This is a genomic window from uncultured Amnibacterium sp., assembly GCF_964245895.1.
Classification (GTDB): domain Bacteria; phylum Actinomycetota; class Actinomycetes; order Actinomycetales; family Microbacteriaceae; genus Amnibacterium.
In genome coordinates, this window is sequence record NZ_CAXTOQ010000003.1 from 50,009 (window position 1) to 75,586 (window position 25,578).

The following is a 25,578-nucleotide window of genomic DNA, read 5'->3' on the forward strand; positions in this document are numbered from 1 at the left end:
ACGCTGTAGGGGGGCTGACTGGACTGTAGCGGAAGGCGGCTCACGCCGGCTGGTGGCAGGAGTGGGCGGCCCGGTCGGACTCGGCCGGGCCGCCCACTCCTACTCGATCACTGGGGCCAGGAGGCGTCGATCGCCTTCAGGGCGTCGTCCAGGGACTGCTGTCCGGCGGTCCACTGGGTGAGGTTCGACCACTCCGTGCCGGCGCCGACCGCACCCGGCATCTGGTCGGAGGCGTCGAAGCCGAACACCTTCGCCGACTTCACCGCGTCCTGCGCGACCTTCTGGAACGGCGTCGCGTACAGCGACGCGTCGAAGTCGTTGTGGGCCGACAGCGCCGAGCCCCAGTCCTTCGCGTAGCCGTTCGTGCCGAAGTCCTTGCTGACCAGGTAGCTGATGACCTTCTTGGTCGCCGCTGTGTTCTTGAACGCGGAGACGAGGTCACCACCGCCGAGGGTGCCGCTGGTGACCGCGTCGGACGGGGTCGGCAGCACGAACGCGTTGATGTTCGTCGTGTCGTTCTTCGCGATCTCGGCCTGGATGTCCTTCGGGAAGAACCCGGTGATGAACGTGCCCTGCCGCATCATGAAGCACTGGCCGCCGGACTTGCCGGTGGTCTTGAACAGGTTGTTGCCCGCCGCACCGAAGTCCGTCGACGCCATCGCCTTGCCGCCGCCGTTGACCTGGCCCGGCTGGAAGATCGTGTCCTCGACCTTCTGCGCCGCCTTCTTCACGAGCGGCGAGTCGAACTTGATCTTGTGCGTGATCCAGTCGTTGTACTGGTCGAGGCCGCCGTACCGCAGCACGTACTCCTCGAGCCAGTCGGTCATCGGCCAGCCGTTCGAGCCCTGCGAGCCGATCCCGACGCACCAGGGGTAGCCCTTGTTCTCGTCGATGATCTTCTTCGAGAGCGCCTGCATCTCCTCGTCCGTCGTCGGCACGGTGAGGCCGGCCTTCTTGAAGGCCGCCGGGTTGTACCAGACGAGGGACTTGACGTTGATGTTGTAGGGCAGGCCGTACGTCTTCCCGTTGACCTTCGCGATGTCCGGCAGGCCGGAGGCCTCGTCCGCGGTCGCCGCCTTGACGTCGGTCAGGTCGTCGAGCGGGACCATGCCGCCGCTGATCAGCGACTTGAGCACGCCGGGCTGCGGGAAGATCGCGATGTCCGGGGCTGTGCCGCCCTTGACCTGCGCGACGATCGAGGTCTGGAAGGCGTCGCTTCCGGTGTACTTGACAGTGAGCCCCTTGGCGTTCTTCTTCGCCCAGGCGGTCAGGTCGTTCTGGAACGCGGTGCCCTGATCGCCCGTGAAGGCGCCCGCGATGGTCACGGTCCCTGTGGCGTCTCCGCCACCGTTGCCGCCGCCGCCGCTGCTCGAGCAGCCGGAGAGGGCGAGCGCGGTACCGACGGCCATCGCCGTCAGCACGACTGCACGCTTCCGAAGCCTCATTACTTCGACCTTTCGTCATTGAACTGGTAAGCCAAAACGTTTTACCGCGAGGACCCTAACCCCGTCCGGGGGGTGTGCAACCCGACGGCGAGGACACGAATCCGTAACGATTGCAAACGATTGCAGTGGCGTCGCCGCGAGCCTAGACCCGAACGTCGACCGACTCACGCACGACCTCTGCGCAGACGATCGAGACGACCTCGGGCTGCGTGTCCAGGCCGTCGAGCGCACGGACGGCCCGCGTCACGGCCCAGCGGCCCATCTCGTAGTGGGGCAGCTGGAAGGTCGTCAGCGCGGGCAGCAGCTGCGCCGCGATCAGCTCGAGGTCGTCGACGCCGACGACCGACAGGTCCTGCGGGATGCGCAGCCCCAGTCGTGCCGCGGTCTGGTAGGCGCCCATCGCCATCGGATCGTTGAAGACGAACGCCGCGGTCGCGTCGGGGTCCGCTGCGACCGCGAGCTCGAGCGCCTCCCGCCCCGCGCGGGCGTCCGCCGGACCGCCCACGGCGACGACGTGCGGAGGGAGGCCTGCGCCGAGCATGGTGTCCCGGTAGCCCGCGACCCGGCCCTCCACCCCCAGCCCCGGCTCGTCGATGGTGAGGTGCACCACGCGCCGGTGGCCCGCGTCGAGCAGCAGCCGGGTGGCGTCGACGCCGAGGCGGTACTCGTCCGGCGCGATCGAGCTCACCGCCGGGCCGGCCTCGGCGTTCACGAGCACGAGGGGGCCACTGAAGGCCGGCACGGTCACCCTGCGGTGGAACATCGTCGCGTAGAGCAGCGCGTCGACCTGCTGCGCACGCAGCACCTCCACCTGCTGCGCCTCGACCCCCGGATCCCGGTTCGAGTTCACGACCATCAGCGTCATGCCGGCCGCGGACGCGGCGTCCTGCGCGCCGAGCACGATGCGGCCGGCGAAGGGGGTCGTGGCGATCTCGTCCGAGACGAACCCGAGCACGTCCGTCCGTCGCCTGCGGAGCGCGGTCGCGACCCGGTTCGGGGCGTACCCGAGATCGCGGGCGACGCGCGCCACCCGCGAGCGGGTCTCCGCGCTGACCTTGCCCTGGCCGCTCAACGCGTGGGACACGGTCGTCGCCGACACGCCCGCTGCACGCGCCACGTCACGGATGCCAACCCGGCCCATCGTCGGACTCCTCGATCGCGGACACCGTAACGCGGAATCGGCCGCCGGCGAGGGCCGACCGGCTCGTCCTCGGCACAGGTACCCATCCGCGGGGGTGGACATACTCCATCCGCGGGAGTAGACCTTCGACATGCCGCACCGTCTGCAGGAGCCCACCTACTGGATCCTCACCGCGCTCACGGGTGGGCGCCTGCACGGCTACGCCATCCTCACCGAGGCGGCCACCCTCTCCGGTGGGCGCGTCCGGCTCAAGGTCACCACCCTGTACGCGGCCCTCGCCAGGCTCGAGCGCGAGGGCCTCATCGCGGCCGACGGCGAGGAGACCGTCGGTGGGCGACGCCGTCGCCACGTCGTGCTGACCGATGCCGGAGCCGCTGCCCTCGCGGCGGAGGCGGCCCGGCTCGACGCTGATGCGCGGGAGGCCACGGTGCGGTTGCGGTCCCACGGCTGGGGACAGCGGCCCTCCTCCTCGGTGAGCGCCTGATGCATACCGACGAGGAGCGGCGACCGACGATCCCGGCCGCATACCGTTCGCTGCTGCTGCTCCATCCCCCCCGCTTCCGCGAGCAGGACGGCGAGGTGGTGCTGAGCACGCTGCTCGAGGTGCACGCCGCCCAGCGCCGCACGGCGCCCAGCCTCGCCGAACGGCTCCGCTTCGCCGTCGACGGGCTGTCGATGCGGCTGCGTCGGCCGTCCCGCACGCGCCTCCCGGCCACCCGGTGGTCCGTTCCGCTGAGCGCGATGGATCACTTCGACCAGGCGAACGGTGCGGTCGCCGAGCGGTTCGTCGATGCGACGGAGCAGTTCCACGCGAACGTCGGCCGGTTCTCCGCCGATGGTGAGCGGCGGATCGCTGAGCGCGGCTGGATCGGGATGAGCTGACCGCCGCACCGTTGGCGCGGCCGGAGGCTCAAGCGGCGCGCTTGCCCTGCAGCGTGCGGGTCCAGGCGGTCACCGGCCGCCGGTACAGGACGATGGACGCCGCGATGAGCAGCACGATCACCACCGCGTTGTACACGTTCAGCGCGAGGACGGTGAGCAGGCTCAGTGAGGCGAGCGCCACGAACGCGGCCCTCGCCCAGGGGCGCCCCGCGCGGAAGAGCAGCGCCAGGACCGCGATGCCGGCGGCGTAGAGCACCGACAGCGCGACGACCACCGCGACGAGGGCCGGCGCGACCGGGAGGCCGCTCGCGGGAGCCGCGATCGCCACCATCACGCCGATGGACACGTTGACCGCGGCCGCGGCCAGCACGAGCAGCGTCGCCACGTCGACGAGCCGGGGTCGACCGTCCGTCCGGATCGACACGGGGGCAGGTGCGGCGTCCATCGCCGGAACCCTACACAGGGCCCCGGCGCGGGCGCGGCCCGATCGCGGTGTTCCACGCCGCGGACCGCGCGATCGGCCTAGTCTTCCGGTAGCGCACCTCCGCCCGTCGGCGCGGACGGGCGAGCAGTGCGCGACGATCGCGAGCGAGGCATCGATGGCCAGCATCCATGACGTCGCGCAGCGGTCCGGTGTCTCGACCGCGACCGTGTCGCGCGCGCTGCGCGGGCTGCCGAACGTGTCGCCGGTGACCAGGCAGCGGGTGCAGGAGGCCGCCGACGCGCTCGGCTACATCCCCTCCCCCTCCGCGTCCGGCCTGTCGAGCGGCCGGACCGGCGCGGTCGCGGTGGTCGTCCCCTCCCTGACCCGCTGGTTCTTCACGGAGGTGGTGGAGGGGGTCGACGCGGCGCTGCGCGTCGAGGGGTACGACACGTTCCTGGTCGACCTGGCGGTGCGGCCGGGCGAGCGGGAGCGGCTGTTCTCGCACACGCTGCTGCGCAAGCGCGCGGACGCCGTCATCGCGCTCGGCATCCGGTTCACCGGGGCGGAGCGCTCGGAGCTGCGGTCCCTGCCGGTTCCGGTCGCGATCGTCGGGGCTCCGCTGGCGGGACTGCGCGGCATCGGCGTCGACGACGCGGCCGTCAGCCGGTCCGCGATCCAGCACCTCGTCGACCTCGGGCACCACCGCATCGCGCACGTCGGCGGGCACGACCGGTTCGGGCTCGACCGCTCGGTGGCGGACCTGCGCGAGCGCGCCTGGCGCGCCGAGCTGCGGGACCGCGGCCTGCCGCTGCTCGACCACTGGTTCGCCTCCGGCGGGTTCCTGCTGCCGCAGTCGAAGGCCGCCGCGCTGACGATGCTGCAGCGGCCGGACCGGCCGACCGGCGTGTTCGCGGGGTCGGACGAGATGGCCTTCGGCGTCCTGCTCGCCGCCGCCGAGCTGGGCATCCGTGTGCCGGAGGACCTGTCGGTCGTCGGCATCGACGACCACTCCTGGAGCGCCGCGTTCCATCTCACGACCGTCCGCCAGGATCCCCACGAGCAGGGCGCCGCCGCAGCGGCGATGGTGCTGGCGCAGCTGGCGGGGACACCGCCGCCGATCGCGCCGATCGCGGCGCCGCACGAGCTGATCGTGCGCGGCACCACCGCGGCTGCGGCGCGGAGCCGCCGGCTCCCCGCGGACCGGGACGCCTGAGCGCCGGGGCGCGAGTCTCGGCCGGTCCGCCCGGGGAGCGCCGCGTGGGCGTCGGCACGGTCGGCCCGAGCCGGCCGACTTCGGCTCAGTCCGACCGATCGCGATCCGCCCTCCGGGCGCTTGCGGCCCGGAACGGGCGGCCGCGGACGCCCCGATCGGGCCGAACACGCCCGCTCGGTCGGCGTGATCATCGCCGGCTGGTCATGACATCCTCCGGCGTCGCTCGTTCAGGCGCCCGTTCCGGGATCAGGACGGAGGAGCCGCTTCCGTCCTGAACGCGGAACCGGTTCCTGCGCACGGCACGGCGCCCGCTCGTCCCTCGACTCGTCCGATCTGAAGGTCTTCTGCGCGGCGAAGCCGCCAGAAGACCTTCACAACGAAGGGCGCCGCACCCCGGTGGAGGCGACGCCCTTCGCAGGGTGCAGGACCGACTACTTGAGGGTCACCGTGGCGCCGGCGGCCTCGAGCTGGGCCTTGGCCTTCTCGGCGGTCTCCTTGTTCGCGCCCTCGAGCACGGGCTTCGGGGCGCCGTCGACCAGCGCCTTCGCCTCGCCGAGGCCGAGGGAGGTCAGCGCGCGGACCTCCTTGATGACCTGGATCTTCTTGTCGCCGGCGGCCTCGAGGACGACGTCGAAGGAGTCCTTCTCCTCGACCTCCTCGACCGGGGCGGCGGGGCCCGCGGCACCGGCGACCGCGACGGGCGCGGCGGCGGTGACCTCGAAGACCTCTTCGAACTTCTTGACGAACTCGGAGAGCTCGATGAGCGAGAGCTCCTTGAAGCCCTCGATGAGCTCGTCGGTGCTGAGCTTGGCCATGGTGGCCTCCTTTGGTTTGGGGTGTTCGGTGCTGGGCAGGACGGCCGTCAGGCCGCGACCTGCTCGTTCTTGTCGCGCAGCGCGTCGACCGTGCGAACGGCCTTCGACAGCGGCGCGTTGACCACGTACGCGGCCCTCGTGAGCGTCGCCTTCATGGCACCTGCGGCCTTGGCCAGCAGGACCTCGCGGCTCTCGAGGTCGGCGAGGCGGTCCACCTCGGCTGCGGAGAGCGGCGCTCCGTCGAAGTAGCCGCTCTTCACGACGAGGAGGGGGTTCGCCTTGCTGAAGTCACGCAGCGCCTTCGCGACGGCGACGGTGTCACCGTGCACGAACGCGATCGCGGACGGACCGGCCAGCTCGTCGTCGAACGACGAGATGCCGGCGTTGTTCGCCGCGATCTTGGTCAGCGTGTTCTTCACCACGGAGAACGAGGCGTGCTCACGGATCTGCGAGCGCAGCTGCTTCAGCTGCGCGACCGTGAGGCCGCGGTACTCGGTCAGCAGTGCGGCGTTCGAGCTGCGGAAACCCTCCGTCAGCTCGGCGACCGTCGCTTCCTTCGTCGCCATGCGTCTCCTTCCGTCTTCTTCTCGACCGAAGGACCCGACGCGTGGGGCCAAGAGAAAGGCCCCGGGCGCAGGAGGCCACGGGGCGGGACGCAGGCGGAGCCTGCATGTCGTTCCGGTGATCCTGCGCTGGTCGCCGGGCTGGGCCCGGGCCTTCGGTTCCTGCGCGCAGGAACGACCGGCGGTCTTCGGTTCACGGACGACTGTACCGGATGGATCCACGCGCCCGCGCTGCCCAGCGGGGCCCGCGCTAGATTCGCGGGGCCGCGAGGAGGAGGAGTCGATGCCCGCCGCCGCCTCCACCGTCGCCGCGCGCAAGCGCTTCGGACCCGCCACCACCGTGCTCGTCGGCTACGGCGCCGTGGTCGGATCCGGGTTCGCGCTGCTGTCCCTGCCGATCGCGAAGGTCGGTCCGGGTGGCGCCGCCGTGCTCGACGCGCTGTTCACCTCCATCTCGGCGGTGAGCGTCACCGGGCTGACCACCGTGGGCACGGCGGAGCACTGGACGCTCTTCGGCCAGGCCGTGATCCTGCTGCTCGTCCAGACCGGCGGCCTCGGCATCATGACGCTCGCCTCGCTGATCGGTCTCGCCGTCGCCAGGAGGCTGTCGCTCGGCTCGAAGCTCTCGACGTCGGCCGAGACGCAGGGGGTCGGGCTCGCGGACATCCGCCGCTTCATCACGGGCGCGATCGTGGTGTCGCTCAGCGTGGAGGCGATCGGCGCGGTCGTCCTGACGGTCTGGTTCGCGACCGCCTCCGGCTACCCGCCGGCGACCGCGGCCTGGTACGGCCTGTTCCACGCCGTGTCCGCGTTCAACAACGCCGGCTTCACGATCCTGCCGCGCGGGCTCGTGCCGTTCGTCGGCGATCCCGTCGTGTGCCTGGTGCTGTCCGCGCTGGTGCTGATCGGCAGCCTCGGCTTCCCGGTGCTCGACGAGCTGCGGCGGTACCCGCGGACGCCGCTGCGCTGGAGCATGAACACGCGGCTCGTGCTGTGGGGCACAGCCGTCCTCACCGTGGTCGGCATGGTCTTCATCACCGCCGTGGAGTGGGCGCGCGCCGGCACGTTCGGGCCGCTGGACTGGCCGACGAAGCTGCTCGCGGGCTTCTTCGCGGCGGCTCAGACCCGCAGCGGGGGCTTCACGACCGTCGACATCGGCGGGTTCGACGGCGCCTCCCTGATCGTCATCGACGTGCTGATGTTCATCGGCGGCGGCCCGGCGGGCACCGCCGGGGGCATCAAGATCACGACCTTCGGCGTGCTGTTCTTCATCCTGATCGCGGAGATGCGGGGCCGCGCCGCCGTGAACGTGTTCGGCAAGCGGCTCTCGCGGGCCGTGCACCGCCAGGCGATCACCGTCTCGCTTGTCGCGGTCGGGGTGATCATCGGGTCGACCATCGCGCTGGCGCTGCTGTCCGACGAGCCGGTCGACCGGCTCGCGTTCGAGGCCGTGTCGGCGTTCGCCACCGCGGGCCTCTCGACCGGCATCACCGCTTACCTGCCTCCGGCGGCGCAGGCGCTGCTGCTGCTGCTCATGTTCGCGGGCCGGCTGGGCCCGATCCTGCTCGCCTCCGCCCTCGCGGTGCGCACGCGACCCCTCACGTACGAGTTCCCGAAGGAGAGGCCGATCATTGGCTAGGGACGAGCGACCATCGACGAGCGGAGGCCGGCCGTGGTGAGGCTGCGTGGATTCGGGACGGGCGAGCACCTCGCCGCGGAGGCGGACTCGGTCGCCGTGATCGGTCTCGGCCGGTTCGGCTCCGCGCTGGCCCTGGAGCTGATGGCGTCGGACACCGACGTGCTCGGCATGGACACGAGCGAGGAGCTCGTGCAGGGCATGAACGGCCGCCTGACCCACGTGGTCCGGGCGGACAGCACCCAGGAGGAGACCCTGCGCGAGCTGTCGATCCCCGACTTCGAGCGCGTCGTCGTCGCGATCGGCTCCGATCTCGAGGCGAGCATCCTGACGGCGTCGCTGCTGCTCGAGTTCGGGGTGCCGCAGATCTGGGCGAAGGCGGTCAGCGACCAGCACGGCGCGATCCTCGAGCGGCTCGGCGTGCACAACGTCGTCTACCCCGAGAAGGACATGGGCAAGCGCATCGCCCACCGGGTGCGTGGCAACCTGCAGGACTTCGTCGAGCTGGGGGACGACTTCGCCGCGGTCCGCACGAAGCCGCCGGCCGACCTGGTCGGGCGGACGGTCGCGGAGGCGCGCACGCGGGACAGCCGCGGGGTCACGATCACGGCGATCAAGCGGCCGGACGGCGGCTGGCACCACTGCACCACCGACTCGGTGATCGGTGCGGACGACCTGCTGCTCGTCACCGGGCCGACCCGGAAGGCCGAGCGGTTCGCCTCCGGGCGGTGACGCGCCCTTCGTCCTTCGGAACGTCCATGCGCCGTGCGCCCTGGAGCCCCTGAGAGGCGGAGGCGCGTCAGCGCACCTCCGCGCAGACGCTGATCTGCGGCTGCCCGTCCGCCTCGAACTCCTCGACCAGACGGAGCCCGGCCTCGCCCACCTCGATGCGGGAGGCGGCCGTGCCGGACACCCGGCTGCCGCCCTGGGCGAGAGCATGCACGAACGACACCGTCACCCGATCGCCGTCGCGGGTGCCGACGAAGCGCCCCTCCGCGACCGTGTCGCCCGTGTAGTCGCCCCAGATCACGCCGGCGGACTCCGAGTACCGGAACCGCGTCGGCGCCTCCGGGTCGACTCGGCTCGCGGTCGACGAGACCAGGTCGAAGACGCGGCCTTCGAGCGACAGGTCCATGCTCAGGACGGGATGTAGTTGAACTCGTCCGGGTTGGGGCCGGTGCGCTCGTCCTTGTTCAGCGTGGAGATGTCGGTCACGTCCTCGTCGGTCAGCTCGAAGTCGAAGAGGGCGAAGTTCTCCTCCACCCGCGATCGCGTGACCGACTTCGGGAACACGATGTCGCCGCGCTGCGCGTGCCAGCGGAGCACGACCTGCGCGGGGGTGCGCTCGACGCGGCGGGCGATGCGCTCGATCACCGGATCGCCCAGCACGCCGCCCTGCGCGATCGGCGACCAGGCCTCCGTCGCGATGCCGTGCTCGGCGCCGTACGCGCGGAGGGGCTCCTGCGTCAGGTACGGGTGGACCTCGATCTGGTTCACGGCCGGCGGCACCGTCGTCTCGGCGCGCAGCCGGTTCAGGTGGTGCTGCTGGAAGTTGGAGACGCCGATCGACCGGACCTTGCCGCCCGCGTACATCTGCTCCATCGCCTTCCAGGTGTCGACGTAGTCGCCGACGGCCGGCAGCGGCCAGTGGATGAGGAACAGGTCGAGGTAGTCGATGTCGAGCGTCGCCAGGGTGGTGTCGAACGCGGCGAGCGCGTCCTCGGGCGCGTGGAACCCGTTGTTCAGCTTGCTGGTGACGAAGATCTGGTCACGGGGGATGCCGGACTCGCGGACGGCCTGGCCGACCCCCTCCTCGTTCCCGTACATCTCCGCGGTGTCGATGTGGCGGTAGCCGACCTCGAGCGCGGTGAGGGTCGCGTCCTTCGTCTCGGCCGGCGGGATCTGGAAGACGCCGAAGCCGAGCTGCGGGATCGTCGCACCGTTGTTCAGGGTGATCGTGGGGACGGAGGGGGTGCTCGTCATGCCTCGAGGCTAGGGCGGGGCGACTGGGCGCCTCCGGGACGCCGGCGGCGCGGGGTCACGCCCGGGAGAGGTCGACGGTGACGGCCTCGTGGTCGGACAGGTCGTTCCCGGAGACGAGCACCCGGTCGATCACGAACTCGGTGGGGACGAGGAAGTAGTCGTCGTTCTCGTGCGACGACGGGTGCGACTGGTAGCTCGCGATCGACGAGGTGAGCACCGCGTCGTGCCAGAGCGCCGCGTGCCGCTCGAGGTGGTCGACGTTGAAGTCGCCGCCGAGGATGCGCCGCTCCCCCTTGTCGCGCAGGATGCCGAGCACCTCGCCCAGGTGGTGCAGCGCGTAGTCGTCCCGCACCGAGAGGTGCACGTTCGCCAGGGGCCACACGCCGTCCGGCGCGGCCACGTCCAGCAGCTGCGCGATGCGCTGGTGCGGGTCGCCCTGCTCGTGCTGCAGCGCGAGCGTCTGCGTCGCGGTGACCGGTGCCTTCGACAGCACCGCGAGCCCCTCCCGGTAGACGGGGTGGGTCCGGCCGTGCTGCAGCCGGGTGATCGCCTCATGCCGCTGCGGGTATGCGAGCGCGCGGTTCAGCAGCTCGACGGGCGAGAACGGCGAGACCTCGGGCAGGAAGACGACCTCCTGGAACAGGATCACGTCCGGGTCGAGGCCGCGGAGGTACTCGGCGACGGTGGAGGCGCGGTGCTCCCAGTCGAAGAACCCGCGCAGGTTCAGGGTGGTGATGCGCACTGCGGAACCCTCGCACCTCCTCCCTGGACCTCCGACGGCTGACCGCCCCGGGCCGTGCCCCCGAGCCGCGTGCAGGATGACGTGCCGGGTTCAGGACGGAAGGGCCCAGCGGGTCCTGCACGCGGGACCGGGGCCTGCACACGGCACGGACTCAGTGCTCCGGAGGGCGGACCAGGTCGTCCCAGCCCTCCTGCGGCCGGGAGGCGCGCTCGCGGAAGACGTACTGGGACGGCAGCTTCCGCTCCGAGCTCGTCCAGTCGATCGCCGGGCGCCGGCGCTCCTCCGGCAGGTAGCCGAGCCGGTACACGGCCATCAGCTCGAGCCCGTCCGGCACGTCCAGCAGGGCGACGATGCGGTCCCACTGCCCCGGCACCTCCATCGGGAAGGAGACGAACTGGATGCCCATGCCCAGCTCGACCGTCGTCAGCCAGAGGTTCTCCATCGCGGCGCCCATGCTGAACAGCGAGTAGAAGGAGGAGAGCTCGCCCGGCCGGTACTCGGCCCGGTCGAGCATCACGCCGATCAGCAGCGGCGAGGAGGCGACCAGCCTGCGGTTCTCGCTGCCGAGCGTCTGCGGCACGTGCAGCGAGTTCATCAGCTTCTGCCCGCGGGACGTGAACGCCTGGGAGGTGAAGGGCCGCAGGGGCGCGGGCAGCCGGTCGAACAGCATCCCGCTGCGCTGCCGCGCCATCTCCGCCTTCGAGAACCGGAAGTACGGCTTGTACCGCTCGAAGAAGGTGCCGTTGCTCATCGCCGTCGTCATGCTGGAGCCGGAGATGTCCGCGATCGTCTCGATCGTCTCCCGCGACTCGATCAGGACGAACCGCCACGGCTGGCTGTTCAACTGGCTCGGTGCGCGGCCCGCCACCTCCATCAGGATCCGCTGATGCTCCGCCGAGACCCGGTCGGGCAGGAACGCGCCGTTCGTCGTGTGGCGGCGCCGGATCGCGTCGAGCAGCTCCATGGTCAGTCCTTCCCGTCGGCGAGCAGCGCGCCGGCGTACCAGGGGGCGGCGGCGAGCCCGGTCACCGCGTGCGCCTGATGGCCGACCCGCGGCAGCAGCGCGAGCGGCAGCAGGGCCGGCGCGAGGAGGAGGGCGCGCGGCGAGCGCAGCGCGATCCCGCCCGCGACGGCCGCGACCGTGAGGGTCGACGTCACGATGTACAGCGCGTGATGGGTCCACCGATGGCGGCTCGTGTCGATCAGCCGCGTCTGCACGGCCGTGCCGAGCAGCACGTTCGCCACGTACGCGCCCGTCGCCGCGGCGACGAGGGCGCGAGCGGCAGGCACGGTCCGATCCTGCTCCCTCGACCTGAGGTGTGCGTTCTGAAGGCGATCCGGTCGGCTCCGCCGTACCGGATCGCCATCGAGACGCAGAACGGTCGTGTAACACGAGCGCAACCCGGGATGGGGAGGATGGGCCGATGGACCTGCCGACGCTGACCGAGGTGCGGCTGCCCCGTTCCCGCGCCGACCTCGAGCTGTCGGCGACCGTGGTGCCCCTCGCGGGCGGGACGTGGCTCTTCTCCGAGCCGCAGGACCACCTCACCGGCCTCGTCGACCTGACGACCCTCGGGTGGACGCCGTGGGAGGCGCGCCCGGACGGCGGCCTGTCGGTCGCGGCGACGTGCACGATCGCCCAGCTCGTGTCGATCCCGGCGCGGGAGGGATGGCGCGCGATCCCCCTCCTGCGGCAGTGCGCCGAGTCGCTGCTGCAGTCCTTCAAGGTCTGGAACACCGCGACGGTCGGCGGCAACATCGCGACCGCGCTCGCCGCCGGCGCGCTGATCGGGCTCGGCGGCGCGCTCGACGCCGACCTCGTGATCTGGACGCCGGACGGCGGCGAGCGCCGCGAGCGCGTCGCCGACGCCGTGCTGGCGCAGCGCGTGACGACGATCCGCCCGGGCGAGGTCGTCCGCTCGATCGAGCTGCCCGCGGCGGCGATGGCGGCGACGACCGCGTTCCGGCGCATCGCGCTGTCGCCGCTCGGGAGGGCGGGCACCGTGCTCGCCGCCCGCCTCGACGAGGACGGCGGGTTCGTGCTGTGCATCACGGGCGGCACGACCCGGCCGGAGGTGCTGCGCTTCGCCGCCCTCCCCTCCGCGGCGGTGCTCGACGCCGCGGTGGCCGACGTGCGCACGTGGTTCTCGGACGCGCACGGCGCAGCCGACTGGCGGCGCGCGGTCTCCCGGCTGCTCGCCGAGGAGATCCGGCAGCAGCTCGCGGGACCGGAGCCGGCGCGATGAGGTTCGACGTCAACGGGGTGCCGGTCGACGCGGCGCCGTTCCCCGGCCAGTGCCTGCGGACGCTGCTGCGGCAGACCGGCCACGTCGAGGTCAAGAAGGGGTGCGACGCGGGCGACTGCGGCGCGTGCGGGGTGCTCGTCGACGGCGACCCCGTGCACTCCTGCATCGTCCCGGCGCACCGGGTCGCAGGCCGCAGCGTCACGACCGTCGCAGGCCTCGGCACGCCGGAGGGCCTGTCCCCCGTCCAGCAGCGGTTCGTCGACGCCGCGGGCTTCCAGTGCGGCTTCTGCACCGCCGGCATGGTCGTCACCGCTTCGACCGACACCGTCCGCGACGCCGACGAGGCGGACCTGCCGCGCCTCTTCAAGGGGAACCTGTGCCGCTGCACGGGCTACCGCAGCATCCGCGACGCCCTCGCCGGCACGGGGTCGACGGAGGAGCGCGGCATCGCTGGCGGCATCGGCCGCGCCGTCCGCGCCCCGGCCGCCGAGCGCATCGTCTCGGGGAAGGAGCCGTTCACGCTCGACCTCGAGACGCAGGCGCTGACCCACATCGCGATCCTGCAGAGCCCGCACCCCTCCGCGCGCATCCGCCGCATCGACGCCTCCGCGGCCCTGGCGATGCAGGGGGTGCTCGCCGTCCTGACGCACGAGGACGCCCCGGACGTGCTGTTCTCGACGGGCCGGCACGAGAACCGCCTCGAGGATCCCGACGACACCCTGGTCCTCGACCCGGTCATCCGGTTCGCGGGGCAGCGGGTCGCCGCGGTCGTCGCGGAGACCATCGGCCTCGCGGAGATCGCGAGCCGCGCGATCCTGGTCGACTACGAGGTGCTGCCGGCGATCTTCGACCCGGAGGCGGCGCGGGCGCCCGGCGCCCCCCTCGTGCACGGGGACAAGGACGCGGACGCCTCCCGGATCAGCGAGCCGCTGCGGAACGTCGTCGCGCAGAAGCACGGCGAGCTGGGCGACGTCGATGCGGCGCTCGCGGCCGCGGACGTCGTGGTGTCCGGGACCTGGAGGACCGCTCGGGTCGCGCACGTCGCGCTCGAGACGCACGCGACGCGCGGGTGGCTCGACGCGCAGGGACGGCTCGTGCTGCGCACCAGCTCGCAGGTGCCGTACCTGGTGCAGAAGGAGCTGTGCCGGATCTTCGCGCTCGACCCCGCGCGCGTCCGCGTGGTCGCCGCCCGCGTCGGCGGCGGGTTCGGCGGCAAGCAGGAGCTGCTGACCGAGGACCTGGTCACCCTGGCGGTGCTGCGCACCGGACGGCCCGCGCAGCTGGAGCTGACCCGCGAGGACGAGTTCGCCGTCGCGCCGCTGCGGCACCCGAAACGGGTGTCGGTGGCGCTCGGCGCGACGCGAGACGGCGTGCTCACCGCCGTCGACGTCGACGTGCTGTCCGACACCGGCGCGTACGGCAACCACGGCCCGGGCGTCCTGTTCCACGGCTCCCACGAGTCCGTCGCGGTGTACCGCACGCCGAACCGGCGGGTCAACGCGGAGGCCGTCTACACGAACAACCCGCCGTCCGGCGCGTTCCGCGGCTACGGGCTCGGGCAGGTGATGTTCGCGCTGGAGGGCGCGATGGACGAGCTCGCGCGGCGGATCGGGATGTCCCCGTTCGACCTGCGGCGCCGGAACGCGATCGGGCCGGGCGAGCGGGTCGTCGTCACCGATCCGGACGAGGAGTCCGACCTCGAGTGGGGCGGCTCCGGGCTGCCGGAGGCGCTCGACCTCGCGGAGGCGGCGCTCGCCGAGCCCGGCGCGCCGGCGCCGGCGGGTCCGCGGTGGCGGGTGGGCACCGGCATGGCGCTCGGCATGATCGCGACGATGCCGCCGCGCGGGCACTTCAGCGAGGTGCGCCTGCGGCTCGATGCCGACGGCGGCGCCTCCCTCGACGTCGGCACCGCCGAGTTCGGCAACGGCACGACCACGGTGCACGGCCAGATCGTCGCGGAGGTGCTCGCGATCCCGCCCGAGGCGGTGCGCATTCGCTCGTCCGACACCGACGGCGCCCGGTACGACAGCGGCGCGTTCGGCTCCGCCGGCACGGTCGTCGCGGGCAAGGCCGTGCACGCCGCCGCGACGCGCCTGCGGGACGCGGTCCTCGACCTCGCCGGGCCGGGCGCCTCGCTCGGTCCGGAGGGGGTGCGCACCGCCTCCGGGCTGCGGCCGCTCGCCGCGTTCGCCCCGCTGGAGGCCACCGGATCCGCCGACGGCACCCCGCGCGGACTCGCCTTCAACGTCCACGGGTTCCGGGTGGCGGTCGACGTCGCGACCGGGGAGGTGCGGATCCTCGCGTCGGTGCAGGGGGTCGACGCCGGCACGGTGCTGAACCCGGAGCAGCTGCGCGGGCAGGTCGAGGGCGGCACCGCGCAGGCGATCGGCTCCGCGCTGTACGAGGAGGTCGTCGTGGTCGACGGGCACGTCATCACCAGGACCCTGCGGAACTACCACATCCCGCAGATGGCGGACGTGCCTCCAACGACGGTGCGGTTCGCCACGACGTACGACGACCTCGGCCCGTTCGGCGCCAAGTCGATGAGCGAGGCGCCGTACAACCCGGTCGCGCCGGCGCTCGCGAACGCCATCCGCGACGCGATCGGGGTGCGGCCGCACGAGCTGCCGATGACCCGCGACCGCCTCTGGCGCCTGCTGGAGGACTGAGCCCGTCGTTCCCGGTCGACAGAACTCCTGAAAGATGGACACCGTCATGTCGGACGTCCCCCGCCGCTTCGCGGCCCTGCGCAACCGGGACTGCCGCACCTACCTCGTCGGCGCGGCGCTGATGATGATGGCCGACAACATCGAGCACGTCATCACGTACTGGGTGCTGTGGCAGCGGTTCCACTCCCCCGCGCTCGCCGGGTTCGAGGTGATCAGCCACTGGCTGCCGTTCCTGCTGCTGTCCGTGCCGTTCGGGCAGCTGGCCGACCGGTACGACTGCCGCCGCATCATCCAGGCGGGCGCGGCGCTGTTCGCGCTCGTCTCGGTCGCGTGGGGCGTGCTGTTCGCGACCGGCACGCTGACGGTGTGGGCCGCGTGCATCCTGCTCGTGCTGCACGGCACCGCCGGCGCGATGTGGACGCCGGCCGAGCAGCTGATGCTGCACGACTTCGTCGGCCCGACGGAGCTGGCCAGCGCGGTCCGGCTGAACTCGACGTTCCGCAGCCTGGGCATCCTGTTCGGCCCGGTGGTCGGCGCGGTGCTGCTGTACGGGCTCGGCCCGCAGCTGGGCATCCTCGTGAACGTCGTCTTCTACGTGCCGCTGATCGTGTTCCTGTTCCGCACCCGGGTCACCGGGCACACCCGCGACGCCGGGGTGCAGCGCCCGCCGGCCGGGTTCCGGGAGGCGTTCCGCACGCTGCGCCTGGTCCGCACGGACCGGACGCTGGTGTCGATGCTCGTGCTGGCGGGCCTCGGCTCCTTCTTCATCGGGGCCTCGCTGCAGACCACGATGCCCGCGTTCGCCGACCGGCTCGGCGGATCGGACGGCCTCGCCTACGGGGCGCTGCTGTTCGCGGTCGGCGCCGGAGGGGTGGTGGGCGGCGTCCTGCTGGAGGCGACCCAGCGGGTCCCCTCCGGCGTCGGCTCCGCGATCGTGAGCACGTTCGCCTACGGCCTCGCGATCCTCGGGTTCGCGCTCACGGACCGGTACTGGCTCGCGCTGCCCCTGCTGTTCATCGGCGGCGCGGCGAACCTCGCGTCGATGTCGATCTCGCAGACCGTCGTCCAGCTGCTGGCGCCGCCTGCCGAACGCGGCCGGGTCATCGGCCTGTACGGCGTCTCGGCGAACGGGCTGCGGATGGGCAGCGGGCTCACGGTCGGCCTGCTCGGCCAGGCGATCGGCGTCGCGCCGGCGCTCGCCTGGAGCTCGGGCGCGCTGCTGGTGGGCACCGCGATCGCGGGCGGCATCGCGGCCCACGGCCGCACGGTCCGCCGCTAGCACCGCGCTCCTCGTCGTTCAGGAGCTCCGGACGGGTGTAGCCGCCGGAGCTTCTGAACGACGAAGCAGCCGTCAGAGGGCGACGGTGCCGCTGAGCACGGTCGTCGTCGCGCCCGCCACCCAGACGCCGTCCGGCTCGTCCGAGACGCGCACCAGGCCGTTCGCGCCGATGCGCGTGCCCTGCCGGACCGTGTAGGAGCCGGAGGCGCGGCCGCTGCCGAAGAACCACGTCCCGATCCCGGCGTTCAGGCTGCCGGTCACCGGGTCCTCGTCCACGCCGAGGTCGGGGACGAACGCGCGCACCTCGAAGTCCGCGGGCCCGCCCGCGGCGTGCGGCCCCACGACACCGGTCGGCACCGCCATCGCGGCGAGGTCCGTGTCGACCGCCAGCACCGCCTCCGCGTCGCGCAGCACCGCGACGACCCAGCCGGGACCGTTGTCCACCCACTCCGCGGCGACGATCTCGGTGGGCGGCAGGCCGAGGCCCGCCGCGATCGATGCGACCTCGTCCTCGGTCGCGGGACCCGACCGGATCAGCGGCGGGGCGGCGAGCGCCCAGCCGTCGTCCGTGCGGCGCAGGCCGACGAGACCGACGCCGCACTGCTGCACGAGGCGGTCCTCCGCCGATCCGGTGTGCTCGGCCCACGCGTGCGCGCTGCCGAGGGTCGGGTGCCCGGCGAAGGGCAGCTCCGCCGACGGCGTGAAGATCCGGAGGCGGTAGTCGGCGCCTGGGTCGGTCGGCGGCAGGACGAACGTCGTCTCCGACAGGTTCGTCCAGCGGGCGAAGGACCGCATGGTCCCGTCGTCGACCCCCTCCGCGTCGAGGACGACGGCGACCGGGTTGCCGCCGCGCGGCGACCCGGGGAACACGTCGACCTGCCGGAACGGCAGCGGCGCGCGGGTCACGGGACCAGCGGGCGGAAGCGCTGCTGCACCGCCTGGGGACCGTAGGGGTAGACCTCGGCCTGGGGCGCGCTGACCTCGCTCAGCCGGGCGAGCGCGTCGGCGCCGAGGTCGAGGTCGACGGCCGCGAGGTTCTGCTGCAGCTGCTCGACCGACCTGGCGCCGAGGATCGTGCTCGTCACGGCGGGCTGCGCGTCGACCCAGGCGAGGGCGACCGCCGCCGAGGTCGTGCCGGCCGCGTCGGCGACCTCCCGCACGGCGTCGAGCACCGCCCAGGTGCGGTCGTCCTCGCTGCGCGGGCCCCACGCCTCCATCCCCCGGTCCGGGTTCTCGCCGAGGCGGGTCGATCCGGTCGGTGCGGTGCCGCGGGTGTACTTGCCGCTGAGCCACCCGCCCGCGAGCGGGGACCACGGCAGCAGGCCGATGCCCTGGTCGAGGGCGGCGGGCACGATCTCGTGCTCGATGCCGCGCACGAGCAGGCTGTACTGCGGCTGCAGCGTGACCGGCGCGGCCCAGCCGTGGACCTTCGCGACCCACGCCGCCTTCGTCAGCTGCCAGCCGGTGTAGTTGGAGAAGCCGTACGCCTTGATCTTCCCGGCGGCGACCGCGTCGTCGAGGAACCGCAGCGTCTCGGGCAGCGGCGTCAGGGCGTCCCACGCATGGATCTGGTACAGGTCGACGGCCTCGACGCCGAGCCGCACGAGGCTCGCGTCGAGCGCGTCCGACAGGTGCCGGCGGGAGGCGCCGTAGTCGTTCGGGCCGGGGCCCATCGGGAACCGGCCCTTCGTCGCGACGACGAGCTGCTTCGCCTCGGTCGGGTGGGCGGCGAGCCAGCGCCCGATGATCTGCTCGGAGACGCCTCTCGAGTAGACGTCCGCGGTGTCGAGGAGGTTGCCGCCGCCCTCGACGTACGCCTCGGTGATGGCGCCGGAGACGGCCTCGTCCGCCTCCGCGCCGAACGTCATCGTGCCGAGCGCCTGCACCGACACGACCGTGCCGCTGTTCCCGAGAGTCCTGTATCGCATGCGCCCAGTCTCCCCACGCCGCCTGGACCTTCCGCGGATCCGGACGGACGAGGCGACACGCCGTCGCCGCGCGTCCGCGCGCGGCGTGTCGCGCGATCCATCCGGATCCGCGAGAGGAATCCGGATCCGCGAGAGACGGGAGGGTCAGACGGCGCGGGCGCCGTCCGACGGCACGACCGTGAAGGGGACCGGCTCGTGCCAGCCGCGCTCGGCGAAGACCCGCAGCACCGCGGCGGCGAGCGGCTCGGCGTCGGCCGCAGGCACCAGCGCGATCGCGCAGCCGCCGAAGCCGCCGCCTGTCATCCGAGCGCCGACGGCTCCGGCCGCCTGCGCGGTCTCGACCACCGCGTCCAGCTGCGGCACGGAGATCTCGAAGTCGTCGCGCATCGACACGTGGCTGGCGTCCATCAGCGCGCCGAACCGGCGGAGGTCGCCGGACTTCAGCGCCGCGACGCTGTCGAGCACGCGCGCGTCCTCGGTCACGACGTGCTGCACGCGCCGGTAGGTCACGTCGTCCAGCAGCGTCCGCGCGCGCGGCAGGTCGTCGACGGAGAGGTCCCGCAGCGCGGCGACACCCATCGCCGCGGCGCCGCGCTCGCACGCCTCCCGCCGGTCCCGGTAGCCCCCGGTCGCGTGCTGGTGCTCGACCTTCGTGTCGACCACGAGCAGCACGAGGCCCGCCGCGTCGAACCCGAGCGGCACCTGCTCGACGGCGAGGCTGCGGCAGTCCAGGAACACCGCGGCGTCCCGCTCGCCGAACACGCTGGCGGACTGGTCCATGATCCCGGTCGGCGCACCGACGGCGATGTTCTCCGCACGCTGCCCGATGCGGGCGAGATCGGCGCGGCCGAGGCCGAGCCCCAGCACGTCGTCCAGCGCGACGGCGACCGCCATCTCGATCGCGGCGGAGGAGGACAGCCCCGCGCCGACCGGCACGTCCGAGTCGACCGCGAGGTCGAACCCGTGGCGCACGGCGTCCGGATGCCGCTCCCCGATGGCCCAGGTCACCCCGAGCGGGTAGGCCGACCAGCCGGCGAAGTCGCGGCGGTCGACCGCGGCGAGGTCCGACTCCACGACCTGCTCGTCGAACGTGGAGGTGAGCCGGATCCGGTCGTCGTCGCGGACGCGGAGCGCGATCGTCGTGGCCCGGTCGATCGCGAACGGCAGCACGAAGCCGTCGTTGTAGTCGGTGTGCTCGCCGATCAGGTTCACGCGGCCGGGGGCGCGCCAGAAGCCCTGCGGCTCGGTGCTGTAGGCGCGGCGGAACAGATCCGCGACGCTCGCGGTGCCGGCGGTCACAGCGGCCGCTCCGCGTCCGCCTTCTCCAGCGCGGCACGCAGCTGCTCCGCGGTCCGTTCCGGCACCAGGTCGCCGATCCAGGCGCCCATGGCGGCCTCGCTGCCCGCCAGGTACTTCAGCCGCTCCGGCCCTCGCCGCGGGGAGCTGATCTGCAGGTTCAGGCGCACCCGGTCGCGGTGCGTCGCGACGGGCGCCTGGTGCCACGCGGCGATGTACGGCGTCGGCGTCTCGTACAGCGCGTCGATCGCGCGGAGCAGCCGGAGGTAGACGCGGGCGAGCTCGTCCCGCTCCGGATCGGTGAGCTCCGTGAAGTCCGCGACGTGGCGGTGCGGCAGCAGATGCAGCTCGACCGGCCACCGCGCGGCGAACGGCACGAACGCTGTGAACGTTTCGCTTCGCAGCACGACGCGGTCCCCGGCCTGCTCGAAGGCGAGCAGGTCGGCGAACAGGTCGCCCTCGTAGGCGTCGACCTGGCGCAGCAGCGCGCTGGTGCGCGGGGTGACGTAGGGGTAGGCGTAGATCTGCCCGTGCGGGTGGTGCAGCGTGACGCCGATCGCCTCGCCTCGGTTCTCGAAGGGGAACACCTGCTGCACGCCGTCGAGCGCCGACAGCGCCGCGGTCCGCTGCGTCCACGCCTCCACCACGGTCCGCGCGCGGTTCGCGGTCAGGTCCGCGAAGGACCCGTGCGTGCCGGGGTCGAAGCAGACCACCTCGGTGCGGCCGACGGAGGTGCGGGTGCGGCCGACCGCGAGCGAGGCGAGGTCCGCCAGCCCCTCCGGCGCGTCCTCGGCGTCGCCGAGCGCCGGACCGAACGACGGGGACCGGTTCTCGAAGACCGCGACGTCGTACTGCGCCGGCACCTCGGAGGGGTTCGTGTCCGACTGCGGCGCGAGCGGGTCGAACTCCGCAGGCGGTAGGAAGGCCCGGTTCTGCCGCGCCGACGCGATCGACACCCAGTCGCCGGTCAGCAGGTCCAGCCGCATCGTCGCGGTGGGCGGCCGCGGATCCAGGTGCCGCGGATCCGCGCGGCGCTCCGGCGGCAGCGTGGACCCGGCGTCGTCGAAGTAGATCAGCTCGCGGCCGTCCGCGAGACGGGTCGGTCGAACGGCGATGTCCGTCATGGTGCCCTTCCGGCTCGAATCCGAGCCGCAGAAAGCCTACCCAGGCGCTCAGGCGCGTCCGAGGCGGGCCAGGAGGCCGGCCCGCACGGCGGCCCACTCGTCCCGCAGGATGGAGAACACGACCGTGTCGCGCAGCACGCCGCCCGGCGAGATCGAGTGGTTCCGCAGCACCCCGTCCTGCTTCGCGCCGAGGGCCGCGATCGCGCGCCGGGACTGGCGGTTGTGCCAGTGGGTGCGGAACTCGACCGCGATGCAGTCGAGGTCGTCGAACGCCCTCGACAGCTGCAGCAGCTTCGCCTCCGGGTTGACGAGGGTGCGCTGCGCGGAGGCGCCGAGCCACGTCGCGCCGATCTCGACCCGGCGGTTGACCGGATCGATCGCGCAGTACGTCGTCATGCCGACGGGCGTGCCGTCGGGCAGGCACGTCGCCCACGGCACGATCCGCCCCGCCTCGTGCGCGGCGATGCGCCGGTCGATCTCGGCCGGCACGTCCTCCGGCGCGGGCACGGAGGTCGTCCACTTCCGCCACACCTCGCCGTCGGCCGCGGCGGCGGCGAGCCCGTCCGCGTGCCGGGGCTCGAGCGGCTCGAGGCGGACGTGCTCGCCCACGAGCAGGGCGGAGGCGGCGATCGCGGAGGTCATCCCCTCATTCCACCGCATCCTCCGCGGGGGCAGGATGGCCGGATGCGCGGAGCGTCATGAGCGGGCCGGAGCCCGGGCGGATCCGATCGGTCGCGGGGCCGAAGCGGACGCTCCCCCGGGAGGCGCCCGCGCGCCCGCTGCCGCCCGACGCCCTGGCGCTCCTCACGGCCTGGCTGCCGCAGGACGACGACCCGGACCGGCCTGTGATGCAGTTGGCGACGGTGGACGCGGACGGGGCTCCCGACGTCCGCACCGTGCTGCTGTCGGCGTGGAGCGAGGCGGGCTTCGTGTTCCACACGGACGCCCGGTCGAGGAAGGTGCAGCAGCTGACGGCCGACGTCCGGGTCGCGCTGGTCGTGCTGCATCCCTCCGGCAGCAGGCAGCTGGTCGCGCGCGGGCGCGCCGTGCCGGCCCCGGCGGAGGCCGATGCGCTCGCGTTCGAGCGACGGACCGAGTCGCAGCGGCGGCTCGCCTGGCTCAACACGCTCGAGATGGCCCAGCTGCCGCCCGAGCAGCGGGCCGCGGAGTGGGCCGCCTTCGCGGAGGCCCACGGGTCGGACGTGCCGCCGCCGGAGACCTGGTCGGGTCGGCTCGTCCAGCCGGACCGGCTCACCTTCTGGCAGGCCGATCCCGCAGGGCCGAGCCATCGCGTGGAGTACCGGCTCGGCTCCTCCGCGGAGGCCGCCGGCGGGTGGTCGATGCACCACCTCGCCGGCTGACCGCCTGCGGACCGCGATCAGACGCGGCTGCGGCGGCTGACCGCGCCGTAGATCAGCAGCGCGATGATCGCGCCGATGATGGAGCCGATGATCCCCGACGGCTGCAGGAAGCCGTCGTTCGCGTCCGACCGGAAGATCACGTAGGCGAGGAAGCCGCCGATGAACGACCCGATGACGCCGAGCACGATGGTCGCGCCGATGCCCATGCTCTGCCGGCCGGGCACGACCGCGCGGGCGATGAAGCCGGCGATCAGCCCGACGATGATCACGGTGATGAGGGTGCCGAGGATGCCCACTGCTGCCTCCTGTGCTGCGCGCCGCGAGGCGCTGGGTGGTGGCCCTGGTTGCGGGCTGCCCCTCAGTCAGCCATCAGGCGCCGTCCGGCCGACACACCCCTAGGGGTGTACTTTCCCCCCATGACCACGGTGCTGGCGGAGCCGATCACCATCGCGCTCGTCGACGACTACGACGTGGTCCTCATCGGACTGGCGCACCTCTTCGACGACCACCGCGAGCGCGTGGTGGTGGCCGAGATCGACGCCAACGCGGCGCTGGACGACCGGATCGACGTCGTGCTGTACGACTCGTTCGCGCAGCCGGAGTCGGACCAGCAGGAGGTCGCCGCGCTGCTGCGCAGCGAGAAGGCGGGCTGCGTGGTCGTCTACACCTGGAACTTCCACCCCGAGCTCGTCGAGGCGGCGCTGCGCGAGGGGGCGAGGGGCTACCTGTCGAAGGCCATGCCCGCGGAGGCGCTCGTGGCCGCGCTGGAGCGCATCCATCACGGCGAGGTGGTCGTCACGGAGGTCTCGGGGCGGGTCGTCAGCGCGCCGGGGCTCGACTGGCCGGGCCGCGAGCACGGGCTGACCGACCGGGAGTCGGAGATCCTGGCGCTGATCACGCAGGGAAAGAGCAACGCGGACGTCGCACGGCTCACCTACCTGAGCCCGAACACCGTGAAGTCGTACATCCGCGCGATCTACCGCAAGATCGGGGTCGACAGCCGCACGAGGGCGGTGCTGTGGGGCGTCGCGCACGGGTTCACCCCGGACCACCACCGGATCGACCACTTGCTCGGCGGGCCCTGATGCGTTCCTCCGGGGGCGGGAGAGCCGGGCTGCCCGCAGGACGCGGCGCCCGGCTCAGCCGCTACTCCTCGAGCTTGAGCGCGACGCCGAGGGCGAAGAACGTCGGCGCCCAGTGGCCGACGAAGATGCCCCAGCGGTCGGACTGGCCCTTGTCGGACGAGTCCTTCGCCTGGGACAGGCCCCACGCCGCGAAGCTGAGGCCGATCGAGATGAAGCCGCCCCAGTAGGCGTACTCGCTCTTGAAGCCTGCATCAACCAAAGCCTTGATCGGGTTCATCCGGGTCCTTTCGACGGGGAAACCCTCGCATCACCTGGTCGGCGAAGGCTGTGCGTCGGGTGCGAGCAGACCGTCGCGCACGGCGGCGGCCACGGCGCGCAGCGACGCCTTCTGCTCGTCCTCCAGCCGCGAGAAGAAGACCCGGTCCAGCGTCTCGATGTAGCCGCACGAACCGGTCGCGAACGCGTCGGCGCCGGCGTCGGTGAGCACGACCCACGTGCCGCGGAGGTCCGTGGGGCAGTCGGCGCGCTCCACGAGGCCGCGCTCGGCCATGCGGCGCACCTGGTGCGAGATGCGGCTCTTCTCCCAGCCCAGCGACTCCGCGAGCGCACCGGCGCGCAGGCGCCGATCGGTCGCGACGGACAGGCTGTGCAGCACGTCGAAGTCGGCGTGGGAGATGCCGGCGTCCCGCTGGAGGCGCTGCTCGAGCACCCGCTCGACGCCGGAGCGCATCGCGGTCACGTCGCGCCACGTCGCCCAGTCGGCCGGGTCGAGCCCCATCGCCTGCGACATGGCCCCGATCCTACCATCGGTTCGTTGACACGTCATTGATCAGTGCTGCAGCGCCTCGGCGAAGAAGTCCTTCATCGCGGTCCAGCTGCGCCGGTCGGCCCGCTCGTCGTAGGCGGCGCCGAAGTCCGGCGCGTTCGCGGTCGGCACCGTGAAGGCGTGCAGCGCGCCGCTGTAGGTCACGACCTGCCAGTCCACGGCGGGCGCCGCGCGCAGCTCGTCCTGCAGGGCCACCACCGCCGAGTCGGGCACGACCGGGTCGGCACCGCCGGTGAGCACGAGCACCTTCGCTCGGATGCGCGCCGCCTCCCCCTCCGGCCCGGTCGTCAGGCCGCCGTGGAAGCTCACGACCGCACGGAGGTCCGCACCGGTGCGAGCGAGCTGCAGCACCGAGGAGCCCCCGAAGCAGTAGCCGATCGCCGCGACGCGGCCCGGATCCACCGACGGCTCGGCGAGCAGCCGGTCGAGCCCGGCGGCCAGGCGCGCCCGCCACGTCGCCTGGTCGCCGTACAGCGCACCTGCCACCTTCGACGCGTCCTGCTGCGACGGCCGCACGTCGGCCGTGTAGGCGTCCGCCGCGAACGCGGCGTAGCCGAGCCGGGCGAGCATGTCGCACCGCATCCGGGTCGCGTCCGTCACCCCCAGCCAGTCGTGGACCACGAGCACGCCGGGCACGAGGCCGTCCGCGGTCGCGGGGCGTGCGAGGTAGCCGCGGTAGCGCACGCCGTCGGCCTCGTAGTCGACGTCCGAGCCGGTCGTGCCGCCCGAGGGCTCGGGCTCGCGGTCGAGGACGGTCTGCAGCACGGCTTCGTAGGACATGTCACCATCCTGGCCCCGCGCTCCTGGCCGTCCGTCAGTAGTTGGCGGGGAACCGGTAGGCCGCCGGCGGACGGGGGACCGACCCGTCGGTGGTGACGACCAGGTCGAGGTCCTCCCGCGTCGTCACGGAGCCGAACCCG

The 25,578-nt window shown here is 72.8% G+C and carries 29 protein-coding genes; 10 read left to right on the forward strand and 19 right to left on the reverse strand.

Annotated features, from left to right (window positions below):
- Positions 1 to 107: 107 nt before the first annotated feature.
- Together ACFE60_RS01180 and ACFE60_RS01185 are read right to left on the reverse strand one after the other, a co-directional pair.
- Positions 108 to 1,445, reverse strand: coding sequence for an ABC transporter substrate-binding protein (locus tag ACFE60_RS01180; RefSeq protein WP_375387000.1), 1,338 nt, complete (start codon positions 1,443 to 1,445; stop codon positions 108 to 110).
- 142 nt (positions 1,446 to 1,587) lie between these two features.
- Positions 1,588 to 2,586, reverse strand: coding sequence for a LacI family DNA-binding transcriptional regulator (locus ACFE60_RS01185; protein WP_375387001.1), 999 nt, complete (start codon positions 2,584 to 2,586; stop codon positions 1,588 to 1,590).
- Between the two features lie 130 nt (positions 2,587 to 2,716).
- Between ACFE60_RS01185 and ACFE60_RS01190 the strand changes: the two genes are divergently transcribed.
- The gene (locus tag ACFE60_RS01190) at positions 2,717 to 3,070 is read left to right on the forward strand and encodes a PadR family transcriptional regulator (RefSeq protein ID WP_375387002.1); all 354 of its coding nucleotides are present in this window, start codon (positions 2,717 to 2,719) and stop codon (positions 3,068 to 3,070) included.
- Positions 3,070 to 3,468, forward strand: coding sequence for a hypothetical protein (locus ACFE60_RS01195; RefSeq protein ID WP_375387003.1), 399 nt, complete (start codon positions 3,070 to 3,072; stop codon positions 3,466 to 3,468). The genes ACFE60_RS01190 and ACFE60_RS01195 overlap by 1 nt, the downstream gene beginning before the upstream one ends.
- Before the next feature lie 28 nt (positions 3,469 to 3,496).
- Here the strand turns inward: ACFE60_RS01195 and ACFE60_RS01200 are convergent, their stop codons facing one another.
- Positions 3,497 to 3,913, reverse strand: a complete 417-nt coding sequence (locus ACFE60_RS01200) for a hypothetical protein (protein ID WP_375387004.1) — start codon at positions 3,911 to 3,913, stop codon at positions 3,497 to 3,499.
- 154 nt (positions 3,914 to 4,067) lie between these two features.
- Between ACFE60_RS01200 and ACFE60_RS01205 the strand changes: the two genes are divergently transcribed.
- A complete protein-coding gene (locus ACFE60_RS01205) occupies positions 4,068 to 5,105 on the forward strand; it encodes a LacI family DNA-binding transcriptional regulator (RefSeq protein WP_375387005.1) in 1,038 nt (345 codons plus the stop codon).
- 431 nt (positions 5,106 to 5,536) lie between these two features.
- Here the strand turns inward: ACFE60_RS01205 and rplL are convergent, their stop codons facing one another.
- Both rplL and rplJ read right to left on the reverse strand, forming a co-directional pair.
- The gene (rplL, locus tag ACFE60_RS01210) at positions 5,537 to 5,920 is read right to left on the reverse strand and encodes a 50S ribosomal protein L7/L12 (protein ID WP_375387006.1); all 384 of its coding nucleotides are present in this window, start codon (positions 5,918 to 5,920) and stop codon (positions 5,537 to 5,539) included.
- Between the two features lie 47 nt (positions 5,921 to 5,967).
- The gene (gene rplJ, locus ACFE60_RS01215) at positions 5,968 to 6,486 is read right to left on the reverse strand and encodes a 50S ribosomal protein L10 (RefSeq protein WP_375387007.1); all 519 of its coding nucleotides are present in this window, start codon (positions 6,484 to 6,486) and stop codon (positions 5,968 to 5,970) included.
- Between the two features lie 280 nt (positions 6,487 to 6,766).
- On the opposite strand from rplJ, the gene ACFE60_RS01220 reads away from it, so the two are divergent.
- Positions 6,767 to 8,122, forward strand: a complete 1,356-nt coding sequence (locus tag ACFE60_RS01220) for a TrkH family potassium uptake protein (RefSeq protein ID WP_375387008.1) — start codon at positions 6,767 to 6,769, stop codon at positions 8,120 to 8,122.
- A 36-nt stretch (positions 8,123 to 8,158) separates the two neighbouring features.
- Positions 8,159 to 8,851, forward strand: a complete 693-nt coding sequence (locus ACFE60_RS01225; RefSeq protein ID WP_375387009.1) for a potassium channel family protein — start codon at positions 8,159 to 8,161, stop codon at positions 8,849 to 8,851.
- A gap of 67 nt (positions 8,852 to 8,918) precedes the next feature.
- Here the strand turns inward: ACFE60_RS01225 and ACFE60_RS01230 are convergent, their stop codons facing one another.
- From ACFE60_RS01230 to ACFE60_RS01250, 5 genes are all read right to left on the reverse strand, one after another.
- Positions 8,919 to 9,254: a hypothetical protein gene (locus ACFE60_RS01230; protein ID WP_375387010.1), complete on the reverse strand. Its 336-nt coding sequence runs from the start codon at positions 9,252 to 9,254 to the stop codon at positions 8,919 to 8,921.
- Positions 9,255 to 9,256: 2 nt separating this feature from the next.
- The gene (locus ACFE60_RS01235) at positions 9,257 to 10,102 is read right to left on the reverse strand and encodes an aldo/keto reductase (protein ID WP_375387011.1); all 846 of its coding nucleotides are present in this window, start codon (positions 10,100 to 10,102) and stop codon (positions 9,257 to 9,259) included.
- A 55-nt stretch (positions 10,103 to 10,157) separates the two neighbouring features.
- On the reverse strand, positions 10,158 to 10,844 hold the full coding sequence (locus tag ACFE60_RS01240; RefSeq protein WP_375387012.1) for an endonuclease/exonuclease/phosphatase family protein: 687 nt from the start codon (positions 10,842 to 10,844) through the stop codon (positions 10,158 to 10,160).
- A gap of 151 nt (positions 10,845 to 10,995) precedes the next feature.
- Positions 10,996 to 11,808 (reverse strand): nitroreductase family protein, encoded by an 813-nt coding sequence (locus tag ACFE60_RS01245; RefSeq protein ID WP_375387013.1) that lies wholly within the window; start codon positions 11,806 to 11,808, stop codon positions 10,996 to 10,998.
- A gap of 2 nt (positions 11,809 to 11,810) precedes the next feature.
- On the reverse strand, positions 11,811 to 12,134 hold the full coding sequence (locus ACFE60_RS01250) for a hypothetical protein (protein ID WP_375387014.1): 324 nt from the start codon (positions 12,132 to 12,134) through the stop codon (positions 11,811 to 11,813).
- Between the two features lie 134 nt (positions 12,135 to 12,268).
- Between ACFE60_RS01250 and ACFE60_RS01255 the strand changes: the two genes are divergently transcribed.
- The 3 genes from ACFE60_RS01255 to ACFE60_RS01265 are packed head-to-tail and all read left to right on the forward strand — an operon-like array spanning position 12,269 to position 17,038.
- Entirely contained in the window at positions 12,269 to 13,090 is an 822-nt protein-coding gene (locus tag ACFE60_RS01255) for an FAD binding domain-containing protein (RefSeq protein WP_375387015.1), read from the forward strand.
- A complete protein-coding gene (locus tag ACFE60_RS01260; protein ID WP_375387016.1) occupies positions 13,087 to 15,759 on the forward strand; it encodes a molybdopterin-dependent oxidoreductase in 2,673 nt (890 codons plus the stop codon). Before ACFE60_RS01255 ends, ACFE60_RS01260 begins: the two co-directional genes overlap by 4 nt.
- A 46-nt stretch (positions 15,760 to 15,805) precedes the next feature.
- A complete protein-coding gene (locus ACFE60_RS01265) occupies positions 15,806 to 17,038 on the forward strand; it encodes an MFS transporter (RefSeq protein WP_375387017.1) in 1,233 nt (410 codons plus the stop codon).
- Between the two features lie 72 nt (positions 17,039 to 17,110).
- On the opposite strand, the gene ACFE60_RS01270 is transcribed toward ACFE60_RS01265, so the two are convergent.
- The 5 genes from ACFE60_RS01270 to ACFE60_RS01290 all read right to left on the reverse strand — a co-directional run bounded on the left by ACFE60_RS01270 (position 17,111) and on the right by ACFE60_RS01290 (position 22,028).
- Entirely contained in the window at positions 17,111 to 17,944 is an 834-nt protein-coding gene (locus tag ACFE60_RS01270) for a PhzF family phenazine biosynthesis protein (protein ID WP_375387018.1), read from the reverse strand.
- Positions 17,941 to 18,966 (reverse strand): aldo/keto reductase, encoded by a 1,026-nt coding sequence (locus ACFE60_RS01275; RefSeq protein ID WP_375387019.1) that lies wholly within the window; start codon positions 18,964 to 18,966, stop codon positions 17,941 to 17,943. Before ACFE60_RS01275 ends, ACFE60_RS01270 begins: the two co-directional genes overlap by 4 nt.
- Positions 18,967 to 19,110: 144 nt before the next feature.
- Positions 19,111 to 20,265: a galactokinase gene (gene galK, locus ACFE60_RS01280; RefSeq protein WP_375387020.1), complete on the reverse strand. Its 1,155-nt coding sequence runs from the start codon at positions 20,263 to 20,265 to the stop codon at positions 19,111 to 19,113.
- On the reverse strand, positions 20,262 to 21,386 hold the full coding sequence (galT, locus tag ACFE60_RS01285; RefSeq protein ID WP_375387021.1) for a galactose-1-phosphate uridylyltransferase: 1,125 nt from the start codon (positions 21,384 to 21,386) through the stop codon (positions 20,262 to 20,264). The genes galK and galT overlap by 4 nt, the downstream gene beginning before the upstream one ends.
- A 48-nt stretch (positions 21,387 to 21,434) precedes the next feature.
- The gene (locus ACFE60_RS01290; RefSeq protein ID WP_375387022.1) at positions 21,435 to 22,028 is read right to left on the reverse strand and encodes a GNAT family N-acetyltransferase; all 594 of its coding nucleotides are present in this window, start codon (positions 22,026 to 22,028) and stop codon (positions 21,435 to 21,437) included.
- A gap of 56 nt (positions 22,029 to 22,084) precedes the next feature.
- On the opposite strand from ACFE60_RS01290, the gene ACFE60_RS01295 reads away from it, so the two are divergent.
- Positions 22,085 to 22,747, forward strand: a complete 663-nt coding sequence (locus ACFE60_RS01295) for a pyridoxamine 5'-phosphate oxidase family protein (RefSeq protein WP_375387023.1) — start codon at positions 22,085 to 22,087, stop codon at positions 22,745 to 22,747.
- Positions 22,748 to 22,764: 17 nt separating this feature from the next.
- On the opposite strand, the gene ACFE60_RS01300 is transcribed toward ACFE60_RS01295, so the two are convergent.
- Positions 22,765 to 23,037, reverse strand: coding sequence for a GlsB/YeaQ/YmgE family stress response membrane protein (locus tag ACFE60_RS01300; protein ID WP_375387029.1), 273 nt, complete (start codon positions 23,035 to 23,037; stop codon positions 22,765 to 22,767).
- A 126-nt stretch (positions 23,038 to 23,163) separates the two neighbouring features.
- On the opposite strand from ACFE60_RS01300, the gene ACFE60_RS01305 reads away from it, so the two are divergent.
- On the forward strand, positions 23,164 to 23,832 hold the full coding sequence (locus tag ACFE60_RS01305; protein WP_375387024.1) for a LuxR C-terminal-related transcriptional regulator: 669 nt from the start codon (positions 23,164 to 23,166) through the stop codon (positions 23,830 to 23,832).
- Positions 23,833 to 23,893: 61 nt separating this feature from the next.
- Here the strand turns inward: ACFE60_RS01305 and ACFE60_RS01310 are convergent, their stop codons facing one another.
- The 3 genes from ACFE60_RS01310 to ACFE60_RS01320 are packed head-to-tail and all read right to left on the reverse strand — an operon-like array spanning position 23,894 to position 25,438.
- Positions 23,894 to 24,091 (reverse strand): hypothetical protein, encoded by a 198-nt coding sequence (locus ACFE60_RS01310; RefSeq protein ID WP_375387025.1) that lies wholly within the window; start codon positions 24,089 to 24,091, stop codon positions 23,894 to 23,896.
- 48 nt (positions 24,092 to 24,139) lie between these two features.
- Positions 24,140 to 24,622: a MarR family winged helix-turn-helix transcriptional regulator gene (locus tag ACFE60_RS01315; protein ID WP_375387026.1), complete on the reverse strand. Its 483-nt coding sequence runs from the start codon at positions 24,620 to 24,622 to the stop codon at positions 24,140 to 24,142.
- 39 nt (positions 24,623 to 24,661) lie between these two features.
- Positions 24,662 to 25,438 carry a dienelactone hydrolase family protein gene (locus ACFE60_RS01320; RefSeq protein ID WP_375387027.1) on the reverse strand — a complete coding sequence of 259 codons (777 nt, stop codon included), beginning with the start codon at positions 25,436 to 25,438 and terminating at the stop codon, positions 24,662 to 24,664.
- Between the last annotated feature and the right edge of the window lie 140 nt (positions 25,439 to 25,578).